9 protein-coding genes and 2 pseudogenes are annotated in these 14,958 nt (G+C 67.5%); 4 read left to right on the forward strand and 7 right to left on the reverse strand.

The features are described from left to right. Nucleotides 1-943: 943 nt before the first annotated feature. Nucleotides 944-2,221: an IS256 family transposase gene (locus PSR88_RS36820; protein WP_016884933.1), complete on the reverse strand. Its 1,278-nt coding sequence runs from the start codon at nucleotides 2,219-2,221 to the stop codon at nucleotides 944-946. A 1,303-nt stretch (nucleotides 2,222-3,524) separates the two neighbouring features. Here PSR88_RS36820 and PSR88_RS36825 point away from each other — a divergent pair. Then, nucleotides 3,525-3,752, forward strand: a complete 228-nt coding sequence (locus PSR88_RS36825; RefSeq protein ID WP_011593342.1) for a hypothetical protein — start codon at nucleotides 3,525-3,527, stop codon at nucleotides 3,750-3,752. 670 nt (nucleotides 3,753-4,422) lie between these two features. Here PSR88_RS36825 and PSR88_RS36830 read toward each other — a convergent pair. Beyond that, nucleotides 4,423-4,791 carry a WhiB family transcriptional regulator gene (locus PSR88_RS36830; protein ID WP_009472503.1) on the reverse strand — a complete coding sequence of 123 codons (369 nt, stop codon included), beginning with the start codon at nucleotides 4,789-4,791 and terminating at the stop codon, nucleotides 4,423-4,425. Nucleotides 4,792-5,138: 347 nt separating this feature from the next. Between PSR88_RS36830 and PSR88_RS36835 the strand changes: the two genes are divergently transcribed. Next, nucleotides 5,139-5,558 carry a DUF1931 family protein gene (locus PSR88_RS36835; protein WP_009472502.1) on the forward strand — a complete coding sequence of 140 codons (420 nt, stop codon included), beginning with the start codon at nucleotides 5,139-5,141 and terminating at the stop codon, nucleotides 5,556-5,558. Nucleotides 5,559-6,512: 954 nt separating this feature from the next. On the opposite strand, the gene PSR88_RS36840 is transcribed toward PSR88_RS36835, so the two are convergent. Then, the gene (locus PSR88_RS36840) at nucleotides 6,513-8,015 is read right to left on the reverse strand and encodes a wax ester/triacylglycerol synthase family O-acyltransferase (protein WP_342338896.1); all 1,503 of its coding nucleotides are present in this window, start codon (nucleotides 8,013-8,015) and stop codon (nucleotides 6,513-6,515) included. Nucleotides 8,016-8,310: 295 nt separating this feature from the next. Here PSR88_RS36840 and PSR88_RS36845 point away from each other — a divergent pair, with 295 nt between their 5' ends. Beyond that, nucleotides 8,311-8,766: an SDR family oxidoreductase gene (locus PSR88_RS36845; protein WP_009472498.1), complete on the forward strand. Its 456-nt coding sequence runs from the start codon at nucleotides 8,311-8,313 to the stop codon at nucleotides 8,764-8,766. A 307-nt stretch (nucleotides 8,767-9,073) separates the two neighbouring features. Here PSR88_RS36845 and PSR88_RS36850 read toward each other — a convergent pair. The 3 genes and pseudogenes from PSR88_RS36850 to PSR88_RS36860 all read right to left on the reverse strand — a co-directional run. Then, nucleotides 9,074-9,370, reverse strand: a pseudogene (locus tag PSR88_RS36850) (hypothetical protein); the annotation flags it as partial. 273 nt (nucleotides 9,371-9,643) lie between these two features. After that, entirely contained in the window at nucleotides 9,644-10,294 is a 651-nt protein-coding gene (locus PSR88_RS36855; RefSeq protein ID WP_029539789.1) for a hypothetical protein, read from the reverse strand. A 1,423-nt stretch (nucleotides 10,295-11,717) separates the two neighbouring features. After that, on the reverse strand, nucleotides 11,718-12,032 hold the full coding sequence (locus PSR88_RS36860; RefSeq protein ID WP_016884936.1) for a hypothetical protein: 315 nt from the start codon (nucleotides 12,030-12,032) through the stop codon (nucleotides 11,718-11,720). A gap of 338 nt (nucleotides 12,033-12,370) precedes the next feature. Here PSR88_RS36860 and PSR88_RS36865 point away from each other — a divergent pair, with 338 nt between their 5' ends. After that, nucleotides 12,371-13,561: a Fic family protein gene (locus tag PSR88_RS36865; RefSeq protein ID WP_016884937.1), complete on the forward strand. Its 1,191-nt coding sequence runs from the start codon at nucleotides 12,371-12,373 to the stop codon at nucleotides 13,559-13,561. Nucleotides 13,562-13,936: 375 nt separating this feature from the next. Here PSR88_RS36865 and PSR88_RS36870 read toward each other — a convergent pair. Next, nucleotides 13,937-13,981 (reverse strand): annotated as a pseudogene (locus PSR88_RS36870) (hypothetical protein); the annotation flags it as partial. Between the last annotated feature and the right edge of the window lie 977 nt (nucleotides 13,982-14,958).

Here is a 14,958-nt window from a genome sequence, read left to right on the forward strand (position 1 = left end):
TTCAGGCGCACACGAGTGCGCGTCTTATTGCCCTCGAAATGGGGATCGAACAGGTGGTGCTGCGGCACCGATCGGAGGGTGCTCTGCCGTGGCATGAGAACGGGCGTCCGAATCGAGCGTCCGGAAAAGCGGGGGAACCCCACCCCCTTCGGGGGTCACTCCCCCCGGCCCTTCGGGCCTAGGGGGGAGTGTACTACTAGAAATTGCGCCGCGCCAACCTATTTCGGGACGCCCCATGTCACACGCCTGCGGCGGTGCTGTGTCGACCGCGCAGCGGGGCGCCGGTTCGGCGCGCCCTTCGTGGACTCGCCGCGCCGGCATCGGGACCGCGTCGACCGCCGCACCGACCCTGCCGGTATCGCTCGCGGAGAGGCGTCTCACACGCGTGCTCGGACGTGCTCGCCGCAGCGGTCGAATCACCGTCGAAACGCCCGGAACTCGACCGCTCATTCGACCGCTGATTCGAGCGCTCTGCGACGGGGGTCCGTGACCGCTGATTCGAGCGCTCTGCGACGGGGGTCCGCGACTGCTGTTCGGAGCGCTGCGGCGGGCGGGTCCGCGGCCGCACCCGCACCGTTCCGGCACCGTGCGGCGAACACCGCCGACACAGCGAACGAGTCCCCTGGATGCCTGCTTCGCCACGGCGTGCGATGCGGCACACACCGGGTCTCGGTGAGCGGCGCGCGGACCGCTGGGATCCGGGGGTCGCCGGGATGCTCTACGTGGGGCACCGACAGGCTCGGGACGATTCGTCGAACGCGCCGCTCGGAAGTTATCCACATACCCCGTTGAACCCGGCGCGCGTTTGTTGCCACAGTGCTCCCGCATCACTCCCGCAGTGGTGTCGGGCCGAGCGAAAGGAGCCCGCGGTGAACGCACGTCGTGGATAGAGCCCCGTGGAGTGGTGTAAATCGTTGAGCGCGTGGCGCTGTGATTGCGGTGATCATACCGTAAGGGCGGTGGATTCCTCCTTCTTCGCGGGGATGTCGGCGTGCCCGGCCGAGGATTCCGGCTCGGGGGCGCGCAGTTGTGCCATCGATTCCTCGGATAGGTAGCGGCGGTCACCGACCTGCCATTCCTCGTGGGTTTCGATGAGCACACAGGTCGCCAACCGGAGCAGCGCCGCGGGGTTGGGGAAGATCCCCACCACGTCAGTGCGGCGCTTGACCTCCCGATTGAGGCGTTCGAGGGGATTGGTCGACCACACCTTGCACCAGTGCGGTTTGGGGAAGTCCGCGAACGCGGTGATCTGCTCCTTGCAGTCGCTCAACATCGTTGCCACCGCGGGAAACTGGGGTTCGAGCATGGCCGCGACGGTGTCCACCTGTTGCCGCACATCTTTCCCGGCGGGTTGGCTGAAGATGGTGCGGATGGCGGCGGCGACCATCTCCGCCTGCCCCTTGGGGACACGGGCGAGAACGTTGCGCAGGAAGTGCACCCGACACCTCTGCCACGCCACCCCGAGCAGCACGGTGTCGATCGCGGCCCGTAGACCGCTGTGGTGGTCGGAGATGACCAGCTGAACCCCATGCAGGCCGCGTGCACGCAGACTCCGCAGGAACTCGGCCCAGAACGCCTCGGTCTCGCTGTCCCCGACCGCGCAGCCCAGGACCTCGCGTCGCCCGTCGGCGGCCACCCCGGTGGCGATCACCACCGCCTGTGAGACCACCGCAGCTCCTCGCCCGCCGCGCCTGCCACCGGCACGGGCCTTGCAGTAGGTGGCGTCGAGGAACACGTACGGAAACTCCTGTCCGCCCAGCTCACGGGTGTTGAAGGCGGTCACCTCCTCGTCCAGGTCGGCGCAGATCCGCGAGACCTCGGACTTGGAGATTCCGGTGTCCGATCCGAGAGCGGTGACGAGGTCGTCGACCTTGCGGGTCGACACCCCGTGCACGTAGGCCTCCATGATCACCGCGTGCAGTGCACGGTCGACGCGCCGGCGGGGCTCGAGCAGCGACGGGAAGAACGATCCGGACCGCAGCTTGGCGATCTTGACGTCCAGGTCGCCGCTGGTGGTGGTGACCGTCTTCGTTCGGGTGCCGTTGCGGCTGGTGGTGCGCTCGTCGGTGCGTTGGTAGCGGTCGGCGCCGATGTGGGCGGTGGTCTCGGCCTCGATCAGTGCCTGCAGGATCGTGGTCAGCAATGTCCGCATCACGTCGCCGCCGTCGGCGGTGCGCAGTGACTCGGTCAGGGCGAGTAGGGCAGACTGGTCCAGGGCCATCGCGTGGCTCCTCTCGTGGAAACTTTGGTCGGTTTCTCACAGAGCCTCACGCGGTGGCCGTCCTCATAGGGAACGACACGCGGTCACCCTCGGGCCTTCCGGATTTACACCACCCGAGGGGACTCAAACCACGTCGTGACCCGGTCGAGGACTGGGTGGTTCAGCAGTACCGCGAGATCTTCGGCGACTGCGACACCGCACGCGCAGGCACGCAGGTCGATTCGGCCGCCCGACCGGGCGCGCATCGGCCGCTTCACCCCCACCTCACCGATCGCTGTGGCCGGCGCCGCCGCGGTGTACGCGCCACGGCTGCTGCCGGCCGTCGACGGCAACGAGACCGCGACCGACGTCCCTCACCCAGCTGCACGGCTACCAGTGGCCCGTTGCTCGCTGGCGCTGCCGCACTGTGCGCGCTCGATGTGTCCCGCTACCGCGCGCACAAGTCGACTCGGATGCTCGAATCCGTGGTGCGTCAGACCACCGGTCACCGTCGCCGGAAGGTCATCGTGTCACTGGCTCCCCGGCGACGGACCGTCTGCCGGGCGGCGATCACACTGCACCCCGGCACCGTGATCCGGCCGAAGGCGTTTTCACGAGCTGACCCGGGCCATCGAGGAGGCATTCGCTGGCCGCGGCAAGTGGGAGGTCCGCGTCGAGCATGAGGGGCACAGGAATCGAATCCTCATCACCCGCGCCGAAGTCATCCCCGACACTCGCTCCGCGCGGCACAAGGCGCTGCAGGCGGCGCTCGATGCCGGCGCAATCCTCAAGGACGCGAGGGTCACCGTCGACTCGGTCGACGAGTACGGCGTCGAGAACGGCTCGAGAACGGCGTCGAGAGCACGTTCGAGCCGTCGATGAACTCCGGTGGCCGCGGCTTCCAAGCGAAGGTCGACGAAGCCCTGGCATCTCTTGCGGGCGTGCACGAGTCCGGCCGGACCTGGACCACGGAGTGGACCCCTTCGCAGGGCCACCTGGTGATGCGGCTCGTGGCTGCGGTGCCGACCGGGGTGGAGTACCCGTTCGCCCTGGTCGACGAGGACCTGCGGCACCTGCCGTATGCGACCGGCGCGGCGGACCTGACGATGTTCTGGGATGTGTCGACGAGTTCGAACCGGCCGCATTGCGTGATCGTGGGGCCGACCGGCGGTGGCAAGGGGTTCGTGATCCGCACGATTGCTGACCGAGGCGGTGCGCCGTGGCATCCCGTTCGTCGGTGTCGATCCGAAGATGATCGAACTCGACGGCACTCGAGGGTTACCCCGGTTGTGGCGCGATCGTGTAGGACGCGCTCCGCGCGGCAATGTTCGTGCGTGCGCTGCACACCGAGATGATGGCCCGCAACGCCTACATTCACCACAAGAAGATCGAGGGTTCGCAGCTACCGCTGATGATCGCGGTCCTCGACGAGTTCTTCATTCTCTCCGGCAAGTGGCAGCGGCTGGCGAAGACGGGTGACGACGCGACCCGAGAGCAACCCGAGAGCGACTCGAGGAACTCGACCCGAGAGCGGAGAGCGACCCGAGAGTGACTCGAGAGCGACTCGAGGAACTCAACCCGCTCGGGGCGTGGGCCGCGTGCTCGGTGTCCAGGCGTTCCGGACGCTTCTCTGTTCGGCGGCGCCAGCGGTAACCCTCGTGACAACCCCCGGGCGCCCGCACCGCGGGTGCGGTGCCGGGGGCCGGCCAAGCGACTACCGACTAAAAGCCCGGGGAATGCGTGGCCCTTCGGGTGGCCGCCCATACGTGAAGACCGCAGCCGCGTTGGGCATCACCGCCGCCTGCGTTGCCGCCGTGGGGGTGGCGAACGACCCGATGGGCGAGGGCAATCCCGATCCGGCTCAGGCTGCGATGACGGCCGCCGCTGCGACCGGCGAGAACGGACTGCCCACGCTCAACCTGCCCGAACCTGAAAGGGTCGAGGAACCGGAGGCCCGCTGCGGTCGGCGACCTTCGCTGCTCCGGGAGGGCAGTTCGTCATCGCGACCGGTGACAATCGGTGTTTCGTCGCTTCGGAGAGCACCGTGCTCGCTTTCGGGGCCGGGAGCATCGCGTCGTTGACGCGTTCGGGCGTCTCGATCGGCGATGCTCCATCGGACTCTGGTTGGTCCAAAACCGTTGATCTGGTTCGTATTCTGGTGCTGGAGCTGGGGTTCTCCGTGGGGTGGTGGGGTCGTCGGGATGCCGCGTTGGACGCGCTCGTTACCGGGCGGAGCTCAGGTGCAGGGCGTCGGCGGTGGCCGGTGTCGCGTGCCGGGGCGCGAGGGGTCGGTGCTCGCGGCGGCGAGCTCGGTTGGTGTGTCGTTTGCGGTCGTTTTCGGTCATGCCGCCCCAGATTCCGTACGGTTCGCCCGTCGTCAGGGCGTGCTCGCGGCACTGGGTGAGTACGGGGCAGTCCTGGCAGATCTGCCGGGCCCGTGATTCGCGGTGACTTCGGGCGATGCCGCGTTCATTGTCGGGGGAGAAGAACATCGACGGTTCGATACCGCGGCACGCGGCGCTGTCCCGCCACCCTTCGGGTCCGCTCAGGACCTGGTGGGTCGGCGTGGATGGGGTTCGTGCGGGGAGCAAGTGCGGTTCCTTTCGTTCCCGAACGGGAGGATCTGTGGGCAGATCCGGACTCCGGAAACTGAATTTCTGTGTTGTCGATGTGTCGTGGGGTCTCGGTTGCGGCTCGTTCCGGACAACAAACCGGGCACCTTGGTTTGACGGGTAGTGCGGATGGCCTGGTGTCTGCCGCTAGGCGGTCCAGTGTCCAATCCTCGGCGGTGGCGGTGGCGGTGGCGGTGGCGGTGGCGGTGGCGGTGTGGGCCCCATCGGGGTGATGCCGTGTCATGGCTCCCGCCTCGGGAGGCTTGTGGCTCTTGTGCTGTACGTATGCGACTTTCCCCTGCCGGCCACCCGGGGTGGGATGGAAGATGACGCTCGATCAGTTCGAGGACAGCTTTCGGGTGGTGGCCGCTCGCGGCGTCGGCAGGGGCGACTGTCGCCGGTTCGGCGAGGTTGGCGCCAGGAGAATATGCGATCTGCTCTTCGTCGCCGCGGCGGTTGCCGCGGCCCTTCGCCACAACATCATCGATTGTACGGACATACCGATCACATGGGTTTACAGGAGAACAGCGATTGTTCCGCGAGGCTCAGGTCACCGTTTGTCAGTCGAGCCGATCCTCGGGTGGCTGGCCGGCTATCCGTCGCTCGACCGGATGCTCGCGACCGAAACCCCGGTCGTGGCTGCCCGCGACACCACCGGCGGGCTGCGCGTGAGGTTCGCGCGGACCTTCCGCACCGTATCCCGAGGTGAAGACGGTGCGCGCCCACGGTCGGACACCGCTCGATGATCGGTGTCCCTCTCGACCTCTACCTCTGAGACCGAAGGGTTGTCCCGTCCCGGGTCGCCGAAGTGCCGATGCCGACCGAGGCTGCGGGTGAAACGCAGTGCCCGGGCCGGCTGAGGTGAATACCCGATCGGGTGCGGCGGCAGGATGCGCCGGATGGTCCGACGCGTCGATGACAGCATCGGCATCGTGTCGTTCGCCGTCTGTCCGGTCAATCTGGCTATGGCACAGCACATTCCATGTTCAGTGATGGGATAGTTCCGTCCGGAGGCGCCCCGTGATGTTCATGTCGACGTTGCGGTGACCGTCGAACGTCCGCAGGCTGCTCGTGGGAACAGGTGCACGGCGAGCCGCCGTGCACTCATCCCCGTGCCCCTGGCATTGGTCACCGATGCGATCGGCAGGCGCCCTCGGTGCGCTGGACCGATGCGCCTGTCGGCTCGAGGAGTGAACCGGTCGGATAGGGGTATCCGATGCGCGTGCTGCCGCGTGGCCTCGGACGGCAAACCCGCGCGAGAGCCCGGATCCTCCGGGCCGCCTGACCCCTTCGGTCGGAGGGTTCCCATCTGGACCTGATCCGCATGCTGATGGAAGCCTTGGGGCAGTATCGGATTCGACCGTGCATTTCGCCAACGGCCGCATCCGGCACCTTTGCGCGGACGAACTCATACTTGCCGCCGCCGCCCCACCACCGGCGTATCGCGAGATCACCGATTCGCTCAGTGGCGACGATCCGTTCCCCTCGAGGAACTGCCGACGCGGCGTTCCGGTAGCCGGCCCCGGCTGAAGCCGGTCGGCCTCGTAGACGGAAATCGAGCGCCGCGCCAACCTCGAAAATCCTTCCTGCCCAAGGATCGTCTCGACAGGACGGCCTCCACGCAAAATCGCCTCCGGGTAGAGCCGGGACTATTTGCGTTTTCGGGTCGGTAGATGGTGGGGCCGATGACGAGAGCGCGGTTACCTCGACATCGGTCGGTGCGGGGGACGGGCGGGGCGCAGGTATCGGACGTTGCGGGTGCACGCGGTCAGTTCGGAGAGGGCCTGGTGTAGTTGGCCGGTGACGTCCCACACATCGGGGACGAGGTTTCGGCAGGTGATGATGCCGACGTCGAGGTGCCGGCCGTAGGACATGGCGGCGATGGTGATGCCGCCGGTCATGTCGCTGACGGCGGAGACGGGGAAGTTCCCGGTTACCTCGATGCCCGCGGTGTACAGCGGCCGAGCAGGGCCGGCGGCGTGGGAGATGATCAGGTTGACCGGTGGCGTGGGCAGGGTCAGTGCCCGCAGCGGTGTGCGTGAGATCGGGCCGCGCAGTGCTCGCGGCAGCGCGGCGCCGACGTCGCGGACGAGGGTGGCGGGTGCGGCGCGGAAACGTTGGGGTGCCGCCGTGAGCGAGGTGTGCACCTTGTGCAGGCGGCGGGCCGGGTCGGCTTCGTTGATCGGAAGGGCGATGGGCAGGAGGGAGAGTCGATGGTCGGCGGCCGCGAACTGTGCGTCGGTGCGCCGCGCGATCGGCATGGCCGCGGCCAGCGCCGTGTTTGGCGGGGCATCGTGGTCGATGAGCCAGCGACGCAGCACGGTGGTGCACAGCGCCGTCACCACGTCGTCGACGGTGAACCCCAGCGCGGTCCTGACCGCATCGACCTCGCCGAGTGGCAGCGAGGTGAACGCGAACCGTCGGCGCGCGGTGTCGGGGCCGGGGAATGGGGTGTCGGGGGGTGCCGGTGCCCCGGCCGTCGCCTCGTCGGCCGACCGCCGCCATGTGCGCGGGGTCAGCCTCCGGGCGAGTGTGCCCAGCAGGTCCGCGCCCGGGTGGGTGAGGGCGTCGGCGAGCTCGGGCAGGTGCGGTGCCAGCCGGAGCGAGGACCACATCAGCCGCGCGGGCAACAGTGCCAGATGCCAGGCACTGTTGCCGAGCATCCCCAGGGCGCCGGCCGCCTGGTACTGCTCGTCGCTGAGCCGGTGCGGCACCGTGCGGGGTTGCGGGGTGGTGTCCATCAGCACCGCGAGAGCCTGCGCCGCGGTCAGGCCGTCGATCACCGCGGGGTGCACCTTGGTGTAGATCGCCTGCCGGCCACCGGTGAGCCCGTTCACCAGGTAGCACTGCCACAGGGGCCGGTCGCGGCTCAGTGGACGTGCCGCGAGACCGGAAATCTGCTCGGCGAGCTGTTCGTCGGTGCCGGGACCGGCCAGGGTGACCTCCCGGATGTGATAGCCGAGGTCGAGGAACTCGGAGTCCACCCAGTAGGGCCGGTCGAGCCCGAGAGGTACCTGCTGTAGCCGCCACCGCAGTGGCCCCACCAGGTGTAATCGGCCATCGGCGAGCGCCCGGAGGGCCTGCACCGTGAGCCCGCCACCCGGTGTGGTGGGGCCGAGGACACTCAGGATCCCGACATGGGTGGAGGTGGTGGATGTCTCGGCGTCGAGGAACTGCGCATCGAGTGAACTGAGCTGGTGCATAAGGGTTTTACCTGGATTGGGTGAGCCAACGTGCTGGGCGAGCCCACAAGGCGTCACCCCAACGCTACGCCGCGGCGCGCCCCCCGTGGTGTCCGAGCAGGTCGTTGACCGAATCCGCGCTGAGCTTCGCTCGAAAATTTCGAATTGGCGCACACCGAGATTCGAATTGCGCCGCCGGTGCGGCCGCACGCGGGCGGCAGCGAGGGTTCGTGACATCCCGGCGTGTCCGGACACCAGAGAACTCGGCGATCGCGCCGAGTACGGAAAGAACCTCCGCCGGGGGAGCGTGAGAGAAGTGGGGTTGACCCATCGGCTCTTCGACAGCGTCGAGCGCGAACTGGGAAACGTCTCCGCGCTGGTGTTCTGCCATTGCGAGTCGGTCGATTCCGGCCGGTTGGACACCACGGTGGAGAGCTTCGATCGGCACTTCGCGGTCAGTACGCGGGCGTCGTGGCTGCTGATCCGGGGGTACGGGCTGCGATTTCGCGGACAGCACGGTACCGGGCGGGTGGTCAGCCTGACCAGCGATCACACCGTCGGCAACCTGGCCTGTGGGGCGAGCAAGGGGGCGATGGACCGGATCACGCTGGCCGCCGCCCGTGAGCTTGCCGATCTGGGCGTGACCTGTAACGCGATCAATCCCGGACCGACCGACACCGGGTGGATGAACCGAACAGCAGAAGGCGCACATGATCACCTGCACATCTCTGGGACGCCTCGGTATGCCGCAGGACTTGCGCGAATCTGGTGACGTTCCTCTGCCCGGCGGAGGGCGGAGGGATCAACGCCCAACTTCTCCAGAGCGACGGCGGTCTCGAGTAGTCAAAGGCTGTATCTGATCAACGACGCGAATCGTACGGTCGAGGTCACCGCGCTCTCTCACCGCGCGGACGCCTGTCGGTCCTCGTCCTGACGTGAGACGGCGAGTGTCGCAGGATGGACAGGATAGAGCCGTGGCCCGGGCGAATGCTCTGATCTGGGAATATGTCGGGTCCCGGATGTGATCGGGAGGCGTGTTGCGGATGATGGGTGGAAAGGACCGCGGATTTCACTGGGCGTCATCGCGGGGCCGCTGCTGGCGGTCTTTTCCAGCTGCCGGTGATGATTGTGTGGCAGCACTTCAGTCGACCGAAACCGCGTTGCCGGCGCCGCCGTGGTAGGCCGTCTCGATCCACCCGACGGTCGCCAACCGTCGTTCCTCACGGCTGCTCCAGCGGCCACGGTCGAGGACATTGCGTTGCAGCAACGCGAAGAACGATTCCATCGCCGCATTGTCACCCATGCCCCAACCTTCTCATAGAAACTCGTAAGCTATTGCAGGCCAACAATTCTACGAACATTCCGGAACGGAACCGACCAGGTTCAACCGGTCGACGCAACACCTCGACAATGAAAGGCGCGGAATGGGTGACGTCCATCGGCACGGGCGGCAGCGTTGACTTCGACGGGCGGCGGTGTGGTCACCGGGACCACACCGACCGACGAGTACGGGCTGCCCACGCTCAACCTGTCCGTGAGCAAACCGGCCGAGGACACCGAAGCCACCGAAGCCACCGAAGCCACTACCCAGAAGATCTCGTTTCTCCTGCGTTTCTGTGTCACGAATGCCTTCGGGGCAGTCGCGGTGTTCACCGGGGATCGTCGGGAACCGCCCACAGGCCCGGGCCGGTCCGTCGGCCGGTGTGGGGGGTCAGTGCCCGTAGCCGGGCGGCGTCGTCGCTCAGTGCCTTCCGCAGGTGGGGGCGTACGTCCTCGGCGACGCCTGGTGGGAGTGTGCAGCCGTGGTGCACGAGGTCGGCGGTGTTCTCGATGAGCCGCACCGCTCGCACGAGGAGCGGCTCCGGCACCCAGACAGTGGGAAGGTGACCGTCGTGTTCTCTGGTCAGGACGCCGAGGGTGGAGATCATCGACATCGCTGTCGCCGGCTCGTCGGGACCGGTGTCGGCGCCGGCGAGGGCGGCGACCTCGACGAGGGCGGCGATTGTCGCACCGAGGGTGGGCAGGGGCATGGCGATGGTGCGGGGCAGTGTCAGCAGGTCGGCGCCGGGTGCCTCATCGTTGATGCGCAGGGCCAGTTCACGGGCGAGGGTGCGCAGTGTGTGAGGATCGAAGTACCGGCGGGCGGTGCGTTCGGTGATGTGCATCCGCTCTGCCACGGCGGCGACTCGGTCGGTGAGCAGGTCCTCGAGTCGGTCGGCGGGGACGGTCAGACCGATCCGTGCCAGCTCCTCACCGAGGGCGGAGGCCGTCGTCCTCACCCATGATGATGGTCGTGGCATCGGGGCCTCCTGATCAGAGCGTTCCACCACATCTGGTCTGTCTACCAGTTCGCCCATGGTGCGGCGGCGGCAGGCGACGGGAATGAATGCCGCGCCGGACCGGATTGCGGGTTCGGCGACGGGTGCTGGATCGGACGCTGACAGTTTCCGGGGTGCGCTCGCTGTCGGATCGGGACTTCCACAGTGGTGTGCAAATTTGGTGCAACAACGAAGGGTGGGCATGTCTGTCCTCGACGCCAGAAGCGCTCTTGCCGCCAACTCTGCCCGTGCACACCTCGGCTTCGGAGGGGGGAGCTGTGGAGCGATTCCGGTGGCGGGCAGGGCATGCAGTCGGCGGCGTAGTGCTCGGTGAGCGCCTCTGGTCGACGATCTCCGCCAGATCATCCGCACGCGCATGCGTCGACGGCGAGGACACGGTGATCGAGTCGATGCGCGGCGACGTTCCCCGGGGCAGTTCCCCTGCCATGCCCGCCTGGAGCGGTGGGTCCCGGTCGAGTCCTGACCCGGACGAGTAGTGCCATCTGGACAGCGGAGCTAGACGTCCCCTATCGCTCGCTCGTCGCGGCGATCGCGTCGGTGATCTGCCCGCGCTGTTCGGCGGTCGGGTCGCGGGCCCGGGCGTCGTCGGCGATGCCGAGCATGACCATGACCCCGGCCGGCCGATCCCGTGACCGCGCATGTATGTGGTGAGGACGTCGGAGACGAGTAGGTCGGCGGCGATTCGGTCGCGTCGGCGGTACAGCAGCGACGTCAGTGGTACGTGCCCGGACAGTAGGTCGTCGGTTGTCCTCTGACGCACCGCGTTCAGACTGACGATCGTCTGGTCGTCTGGTCGTCAGGTTCGGGTGTCGGCACTGGGGTTCCTCTCGGTCGGCAGGCGGCAACGGCGGATCACAGGCAGCGCGGCGGTGCGGTCGCTCCGGCCCAACTCGTTCGGTCCGTGCTGCGGAGCGGGGATCGCCACCGGAGCCAGACGCCGCCGGCGGCGAGGACGACACCGGCGAGGGCCAGTCCGGTCGCGTGCCAATCGACCACGAAGACGGTGGGGGTGGTTCGGGGCCGGAGACGAGGTGGAGGGTGCAGTGCGCGGCCACGGTGGGCATCTTTGCTCGGCTGGAGTGCTGTTCGGCGATGACGAGTCCGTACTGGTTGAGCACGTCCTCGGGGAAGCGGTGGTGTCCGCGGCAAATCTCCTGTGGGGGGTGAGAGATGAACGCGGCCAGATAGACCGCGATCCCGATGACTACCGCGGCCAGCGGTCCCGCGCGGCGCATCAGCTGCCGGGACGTCGCGGGCGGCGGGCGGCGAACACAGCGACGGTGATCTCGACCTCCTTGAACGCGGCGGCCAGAGCCGTATGCAATCCGTCGAGGTCGTCCCCGCGGTTGTGGAAACGGTGTGATCGGCCCGCTGTAGAGGCTGTTCAGGGTGCGGCTGAGAAGAGTGTGCTGCACACCGTGTCGAGGATGGTCGAGCCGAAGAACACCCCGTCGTCGGCCATGAAGTAGCCCAGGTTGCGGAGCCGAATCTGCCATTCGCGCTGAACGCGGCGCGCCTGCGCGACAAGCTCTTCAGGTTGTGCGGGTGTCAGCGCATCGGGAGCGGCCAACAACGACTCGACCACCGCGACCGGGACGCGACGGGTTGAGCTGTCGTCGGCGTTGTCGTCAGACCTGTCGTCGCCTGACCGCTTGCCCGTTAAGTCCCGCAGAAGGTTTGGAAGGATGTGCCGAATCATTGTGGGCGGACATGGTGTGATCAGACCATTCGTCGCGGCGGCCGAACGCCATCAGCTTCTCGAACGAGCGGCAAATCCGGGCAGGTTGTTTCGGTCGCGGCGAAGTCAGGTTCCGGCATGGCTCGGGGCACGGTGCGGGGTCGGGTTCGACGAGTGACGGTGTCACCCGACCGGGCGGTGATCTGCCGGGCGTGGACGACATCAGGCGCCGACCTGCGGGGGTGGGTGTCCTGCCGCCGTGCGTATACCAATCAATGTCGTTGACTACGTTTAAGGTAGTAAAAGTACGCTAAGATGTCTGTTGTCTACGTTTGCACCGAACCAGGGGGAGAAGGTCTGTGATCTGGCCGGAGCATCGTATCGAGACTCGGCCCTGGAACCCGCGTCATCGGCAGGGTTCGCGCGCGGACCGCACCCTGGAGACCGTCGACGTGATGATCCCGCCGATGATCGGCGCCCTCGACTGCGATCTGGTCGGTGTTGTTGCCCGCGCGCACGAGGAGGCGGTCATCGCGGTGGCCCGCCTCGAAGCAGGGTTCGGCGAGCACCTGGCGCCGCTGTCGGACTTCCTGCTGCGCAGCGAGTCGGTGGCGTCGTCGAAGATCGAGCACATCGACGCGGGCTGGCGCGCGTTCGGCAAGGCGCTGGCCGGTGGCAAGTCCAGCGCGGAGGCCAAGTCCCAGCTCGCCGCGGTCAAGGCCCTGATCGCGATGGTCGACGCGGCCGGTGACGGCCCGATCACCGGTGACACCCTGCTCGGTGCGCACCGGTTGCTGATGGCACCGGACTACTACACCGCCCGCGACTCCGGCCGACTCCGCGACGTGCAGAACTGGATCGGCGGCAGCGACTACACCCCGATCGACGCGCTGTTCGTGCCCCCGCCACCGGAACTGGTCGACGAGCTGATGGCGGACCTGCTGGAGTTCGCGAACCGCACCGACCTGCCGATCCTCGCGCAGGCCGCGATCGCACACGCCCAGCTCGAGTCCATCCACCCGTTCACCGACGGCAACGGACGCATCGGCCGCGCCCTGATCAGCGCGATCCTGCGCCGCCGCCGCCTGACCCACCGGGTCACCGTCCCGTTGGCGTCGGTGATGCTCGCCGACACCCGCCGCTACTTCGACCACCTGACCCGCTACCGGGCGGGTGATGCCGACGGGTTCGTCGAGTACGTCGCCCGCGCGGCGATCGTCTCCAGCGAGGCCGCGCAGGACTCTGCCCGCGCCCTGGCCGAACTCCCCAGCTATTGGCGCGATATCGCGCGGCCGCGCAGCAACTCCGCCGACGAGAAGATCATCGACGCCCTCCTCGGCACGCCGATCTTCGGCGCCGACACCGCCCAGCAGATCACCGGCACCACCGACGCCAGCGCGTACCGCGCGCTGGGCCGGCTCACCGCGGCCGGGGTGCTCGAGGTGCTCTCCGAGAGCAAGCGCAACCAGATCTGGGCCGCCACCGGTGTGCTCGCCGAACTCGACGCCCTGAGCACCACCATCGGCAGGCGCACCACCGAGCACCTGTAGCCTTCCGCAGGGCCCGCCGCTCTGCGCCCTCGGCACCCGTCGCGGCGACGGGTGCTGCTCGGTTAGGGCCCCGGCGGCGAGAGCTCCGCAGCAGCAACGAAATACACGGTAGCGCAGAACCTGCCACTGTCGGCTGGCGCTCTGCCGGGTCACGGACGTGGCGGCGATGGCAAGCCCCACCGAGGGCGGCGCGGGTGATCCTGGACACGAAAGATTTAGGCAGGACACGAAAGGCGGAGGCGCTGAACGCCCGTCGTTGGTGCCACTGCAGCATGAACGCGTTCGGTGATGTCGAGGTTGCGCGCGGCGTCCGCTGGGTTCGGGTGAGGAACAATAGAATTCGTGAGCGCCGGTGGAGGTGGGGTCGTCGAGCAGGGCCAGGAGGAGGTGGTCGGTGCCGATTTCCTCGTGCCCGAGCAGGGCGGTCTGGCGGAGGCTGCCCTCGGGGACCTTCTTCGTTTTTGCCGGTGTTCGGGATGTGCCCGGCGACGGGGGTGGAGCCCGCCGGTGCGCTGGCGCCCTGGAGCTTGCTGTCGAGTGCCGGGGCGGTGACGCCCCATGAGGTCAGTGCTGCCGTTCCGGGGCCGCCGGCGTCGAGGATCCCGACCAGTAGGTGTTCGGTGCCGACGCCAGTTCTGGTGGTGGGTGTGGGCGGCGCCGGCGGCGAGGACGACCACGTGGCGGGCTTGATTGGAGAATCTCTCGAACACGATGACGCGCTCCCGCCCCAAGGCGTCGCCGCGAGCGACGCGATCCGCTGCTGAATCTCTGCTGCCCATTCTGGGTGGGATCGATGCGACCTCGGCACCCGCGGGCGTAATGGTGCTGTGACCTGGTGTGATGACATGTCTCCGGTTTGTGATGTGGGGTGTCGGCGACCTGTCGGGTGAGTGCCGGCGCCGGGGTGTCGGCGGGCGTGGGGGTGTCTGCTTCGTCCGTTTTCGAGCCGTTTCTGAAAGGTATTGATTGACAACATGTTTGGGTAATTACTTGGTGAGTAAGTTTTTACGTGTGTTGTGCACGTTTTTCAGATTGTAAGGTTCGAAAATGGTTGATTATCAACAGATATGGGTGTTTTAAGTTTTTCGGCTGTTTTGGGATTCGAGGGTGCCGGGTGGTATGCTGTGGGTATGACATGGAGCGGTGCGGGAAGGCGAGTGCGCGGCGGGTCGGGCACACCCTCCCGCTTCTCCAGCCTCGTTGGGGTGCGGGGACCGGATCGAACGGGACGATGAAAAGTGCAGGCGAGAACCTAATCTCGGAAACTCAGAGGAGCGAAGCGACTCGATCGACGGCAACGGGAATCGACCCACTGCGAGCCGCGCAGCGGCTCCCTGGCGGGGAGCGCAGCGACTCGCCCCGTCTCCCGGCGCGGAGCGCCGGGAGCAGCGCCGCGG

This window comes from Rhodococcus sp. DK176 (genome assembly GCF_038447315.2).
Taxonomy (GTDB): domain Bacteria; phylum Actinomycetota; class Actinomycetes; order Mycobacteriales; family Mycobacteriaceae; genus Rhodococcus_F; species Rhodococcus_F jostii_A.